The sequence below is a fragment of the Mycobacterium celatum genome (genome assembly GCF_002101595.1).
Taxonomy (GTDB): domain Bacteria; phylum Actinomycetota; class Actinomycetes; order Mycobacteriales; family Mycobacteriaceae; genus Mycobacterium; species Mycobacterium celatum.
Genome location: NZ_LQOM01000002.1, coordinates 1 through 5,163, shown reverse-complemented (window position 1 = coordinate 5,163; position 5,163 = coordinate 1). Strand labels below are relative to the sequence as shown.

General features: G+C 57.3%; 3 rRNA genes. All 3 read left to right on the top strand.

Annotation, left to right across the window (positions count from 1 at the left end):
• Positions 1-17: 17 nt before the first annotated feature.
• The 3 genes from AWB95_RS00020 to rrf all read left to right on the top strand — a co-directional run bounded on the left by AWB95_RS00020 (position 18) and on the right by rrf (position 5,122).
• Positions 18-1,552: ribosomal RNA gene (locus AWB95_RS00020) — 16S ribosomal RNA — on the top strand.
• A 263-nt stretch (positions 1,553-1,815) separates the two neighbouring features.
• Positions 1,816-4,951 (top strand): 23S ribosomal RNA (locus AWB95_RS00015).
• 56 nt (positions 4,952-5,007) lie between these two features.
• Positions 5,008-5,122 (top strand): 5S ribosomal RNA (rrf, locus tag AWB95_RS00010).
• Together the 16S, 23S and 5S rRNA genes form the textbook arrangement of a ribosomal RNA operon.
• Positions 5,123-5,163: the final 41 nt, after the last annotated feature.

Sequence of the window (5,163 nt, the reverse complement as noted above, 5' to 3'; positions counted from 1 at the left end):
TTTCTCTGAATCGGTTTTGTTTGGAGAGTTTGATCCTGGCTCAGGACGAACGCTGGCGGCGTGCTTAACACATGCAAGTCGAACGGAAAGGCCCCTTTTTGGGGGTGCTCGAGTGGCGAACGGGTGAGTAACACGTGGGTGATCTGCCCTGCACTTCGGGATAAGCTTGGGAAACTGGGTCTAATACCGGATAGGACCATGGGATGCATGTCTTGTGGTGGAAAGCTTTTTGCGGTGTGGGATGGGCCCGCGGCCTATCAGCTTGTTGGTGGGGTGATGGCCTACCAAGGCGACGACGGGTAGCCGGCCTGAGAGGGTGTCCGGCCACACTGGGACTGAGATACGGCCCAGACTCCTACGGGAGGCAGCAGTGGGGAATATTGCACAATGGGCGCAAGCCTGATGCAGCGACGCCGCGTGGGGGATGACGGCCTTCGGGTTGTAAACCTCTTTCACCATCGACGAAGCTGCCGGTTTTCCGGTGGTGACGGTAGGTGGAGAAGAAGCACCGGCCAACTACGTGCCAGCAGCCGCGGTAATACGTAGGGTGCGAGCGTTGTCCGGAATTACTGGGCGTAAAGAGCTCGTAGGTGGTTTGTCGCGTTGTTCGTGAAATTCCCTGGCTTAACTGGGGGCGTGCGGGCGATACGGGCAGACTGGAGTACTGCAGGGGAGACTGGAATTCCTGGTGTAGCGGTGGAATGCGCAGATATCAGGAGGAACACCGGTGGCGAAGGCGGGTCTCTGGGCAGTAACTGACGCTGAGGAGCGAAAGCGTGGGGAGCGAACAGGATTAGATACCCTGGTAGTCCACGCCGTAAACGGTGGGTACTAGGTGTGGGTTTCCTTCCTTGGGATCCGTGCCGTAGCTAACGCATTAAGTACCCCGCCTGGGGAGTACGGCCGCAAGGCTAAAACTCAAAGGAATTGACGGGGGCCCGCACAAGCGGCGGAGCATGTGGATTAATTCGATGCAACGCGAAGAACCTTACCTGGGTTTGACATGCACAGGACGACTGCAGAGATGTGGTTTCCCTTGTGGCCTGTGTGCAGGTGGTGCATGGCTGTCGTCAGCTCGTGTCGTGAGATGTTGGGTTAAGTCCCGCAACGAGCGCAACCCTTGTCTCATGTTGCCAGCGCGTGATGGCGGGGACTCGTGAGAGACTGCCGGGGTCAACTCGGAGGAAGGTGGGGATGACGTCAAGTCATCATGCCCCTTATGTCCAGGGCTTCACACATGCTACAATGGCCGGTACAAAGGGCTGCGATGCCGTGAGGTTTAGCGAATCCTTTAAAGCCGGTCTCAGTTCGGATCGGGGTCTGCAACTCGACCCCGTGAAGTCGGAGTCGCTAGTAATCGCAGATCAGCAATGCTGCGGTGAATACGTTCCCGGGCCTTGTACACACCGCCCGTCACGTCATGAAAGTCGGTAACACCCGAAGCCAGTGGCCTAACCCGCAAGGGAGGGAGCTGTCGAAGGTGGGATCGGCGATTGGGACGAAGTCGTAACAAGGTAGCCGTACCGGAAGGTGCGGCTGGATCACCTCCTTTCTAAGGAGCACCACGAAAAACACTCCGCATCCGGTGGGGTGTGAGCCGTGAGGGAGCCCGTGCCTGTAGTGGGTGTGGGTTGGGTGCGCGACAACAAATGGGAAAAATCGCTGGGCACACTATTGGGCTTTGAGGCAACACCTGGTTTGTTTTGGGTGGTGTCGCTCCATCTTGGTGGTGGGGTGTGGTGTTTGAGTTGTGGATAGTGGTTGCGAGCATCTAAGCAAAAGCTGTTGTTTGACGGTTTTTGTCGAGTGTTGTGTGTGTAAGTGTGTTAGGGCGCATGGTGGATGCCTTGGCATCAGGGGCCGATGAAGGACGTGGGAGGCTGCGATATGCCTCGGGGAGTTGTCAACCGAGCGTGGATCCGAGGATGTCCGAATGGGGTAACCCGGCACCAGTGATGTGGTGTCACCCACCGTTGAATGTATAGGCGGTGGGGGGGAACGCGGGGAAGTGAAACATCTCAGTACCCGTAGGAGAAGAAAACAAGTGTGATTCCGTTAGTAGTGGCGAGCGAACGCGGAGGATGGCTAAACCGCGCGCATGTGTGACCGGGTAGGGGTTGTGTGTGCGGGGTTGTGGGATTGGTACGTCTTAGCTCTACCTGGCTAAGGGGTAGTCAGAAAGTGTTGTGGTTAGCGGAAGTGGCCTGGGATGGTCTGCCGTAGACGGTGAGAGCCCGGTACGTGAAAACCCGACGCCTGCCTTGTATCAATACCCGAGTAGCAGCGGGCCCGTGGAATCTGCTGTGAATCTGCCGGGACCACCCGGTAAGCCTGAATACTTCCTGATGACCGATAGCGGATGAGTACCGTGAGGGAATGGTGAAAAGTACCCCGGGAGGGGAGTGAAAGAGTACCTGAAACCGTGTGCCTACAATCCGTCAGAGCCCTCCCTTTGTGGTGGGGTGATGGCGTGCCTTTTGAAGAATGAGCCTGCGAGTCACTGACATGTCGCGAGGTTAACCCGTTGTGGGGTAGCCGCAGCGAAAGCGAGTCTGAATAGGGCGTATCCCCGGCAGCGATGTGGGGGTGTAGTGGTGTGTTGTGGACCCGAAGCGGAGTGATCTACCCATGGCCAGGGTGAAGCGCGGGTAAGACCGCGTGGAGGCCCGAACCCACTTAGGTTGAAGACTGAGGGGATGAGTTGTGGGTAGGGGTGAAAGGCCAATCAAACTCCGTGATAGCTGGTTCTCCCCGAAATGCATTTAGGTGCAGCGTCGCATGGTTCACTGCGGAGGTAGAGCTACTGGATGGCCGATGGGCCCTACTAGGTTACTGACGTCAGCCAAACTCCGAATGCCGTAGTGGTGAGTGTGGCAGTGAGACGGCGGGGGATAAGCTCCGTGCGTCGAAAGGGAAACAGCCCAGATCGCCGGCTAAGGCCCCTAAGCGTGTGCTAAGTGGGAAAGGATGTGCAGTCGCAAAGACAACCAGGAGGTTGGCTTAGAAGCAGCCATCCTTGAAAGAGTGCGTAATAGCTCACTGGTCAAGTGATTGTGCGCCGATAATGTAGCGGGGCTCAAGCACACCGCCGAAGCCGCGGCAACCTGCAAGTAATTGTGGGTTGGGTAGGGGAGCGTCCCCTCACCAGCGAAGCAGCAGAGTGATCTAGCTGTGGAGGTGTGGGGAGTGAGAATGCAGGCATGAGTAGCGATAAGGCAAGTGAGAACCTTGCCCGCCGAAAGACCAAGGGTTCCTGGGCCAGGCCAGTCCGCCCAGGGTGAGTCGGGACCTAAGGCGAGGCCGACAGGCGTAGTCGATGGACAACGGGTTGATATTCCCGTACCCGTGTGTGCGCGCCCGTACCGAATCAGCGGTACTAACCACCCAAAACCTCGCTGACCGTGCCCTTTCGGGGGTGTGGCGGTGGGGGGCTGCGTGGGATCTTCGCTGGTAGTAGGTAAGCGATGGGGTGACGCAGGAAGGTAGCCGTACCAGCCGATGGTAGTGCTGGGGCAAGCCGGTAGGACGAACGATAGGCAAATCCGTCGTTCATACAAGTCCGAGAGGTGATGCATAGCCGATTGGGGTGAATTCGGTGATCCTATGCTGCCGAGAAAAGCCTCTAGCGAGTGCGCACACGGCCCGTACCCCAAACCGACACAGGTGGTCAGGTAGAGAATACCGAGGCGTACGAGTGAACTATGGTTAAGGAACTCGGCAAAATGCCCCCGTAACTTCGGGAGAAGGGGGACCGGACTATCGTGAACCCACGAGCTGGGGGAGCGGGATCCGGTGGCACAAACCAGTGAGAAGCGACTGTTTACTAAAAACACAGGTCCGTGCGAAGTCGCAAGACGAGGTATACGGACTGACGCCTGCCCGGTGCTGGAAGGTTAAGAGGACCGGTTAACCGGAGCGATCCGGTGAAGCTGAGAATTTAAGCCCCAGTAAACGGCGGTGGTAACTATAACCATCCTAAGGTAGCGAAATTCCTTGTCGGGTAAGTTCCGACCTGCACGAATGGCGTAACGACTTCTCAACTGTCTCAACCATAGACTCGGCGAAATTGCACTACGAGTAAAGATGCTCGTTACGCGCGGCAGGACGAAAAGACCCCGGGACCTTCACTACAACTTGGTATTGATGTTCGATGCGGTTTGTGTAGGATAGGTGGGAGACTGTGAAACCAGAACGCCAGTTTTGGTGGAGTCGTTGTTGAAATACCACTCTGATCGTATTGGACCTCTAACCTCGAACCCTGAACCGGGTTCAGGGACAGTGCCTGGCGGGTAGTTTAACTGGGGCGGTTGCCTCCCAAAATGTAACGGAGGCGCCCAAAGGTTCCCTCAACCTGGACGGCAATCAGGTGTCGAGTGCAAGTGCACAAGGGAGCTTGACTGCAAGACCCACACGTCAAGCAGGGACGAAAGTCGGGACTAGTGATCCGGCACCCCCGAGTGGAAGGGGTGTCGCTCAACGGATAAAAGGTACCCCGGGGATAACAGGCTGATCTTCCCCAAGAGTCCATATCGACGGGATGGTTTGGCACCTCGATGTCGGCTCGTCGCATCCTGGGGCTGGAGCAGGTCCCAAGGGTTGGGCTGTTCGCCCATTAAAGCGGCACGCGAGCTGGGTTTAGAACGTCGTGAGACAGTTCGGTCTCTATCCGCCGCGCGCGTCAGAAGCTTGAGGAAACCTGTCCCTAGTACGAGAGGACCGGGACGGACGAACCTCTGGTGCACCAGTTGTCCCGCCAGGGGCACCGCTGGATAGCCACGTTCGGCCAGGATAACCGCTGAAAGCATCTAAGCGGGAAACCTTCTCCAAGACCAGGCTTCTCACCCATACAGTGGGATAAGGCCCCCCGCAGACCACGGGATCAATAGACCAGACCTACACACCCGGCAACGGGCTCAGGGAACTGGCACTAACCGGCCGAAAACTTACCCACACGCAACCACACCACAACCCCACACCCCACCACCAACAACTAGAATTCAATAAAGTTACGGCGGTCCATAGCGGCAGGGAAACGCCCGGACCCATCCCGAACCCGGAAGCTAAGCCTGCCAGCGCCGATGATACTACCCACCCCGGGTGGAAAAGTAGGACACCGCCGAACACCCACAAAAAAGGGCACCCACAAGGTGCCCTTTTTTAATT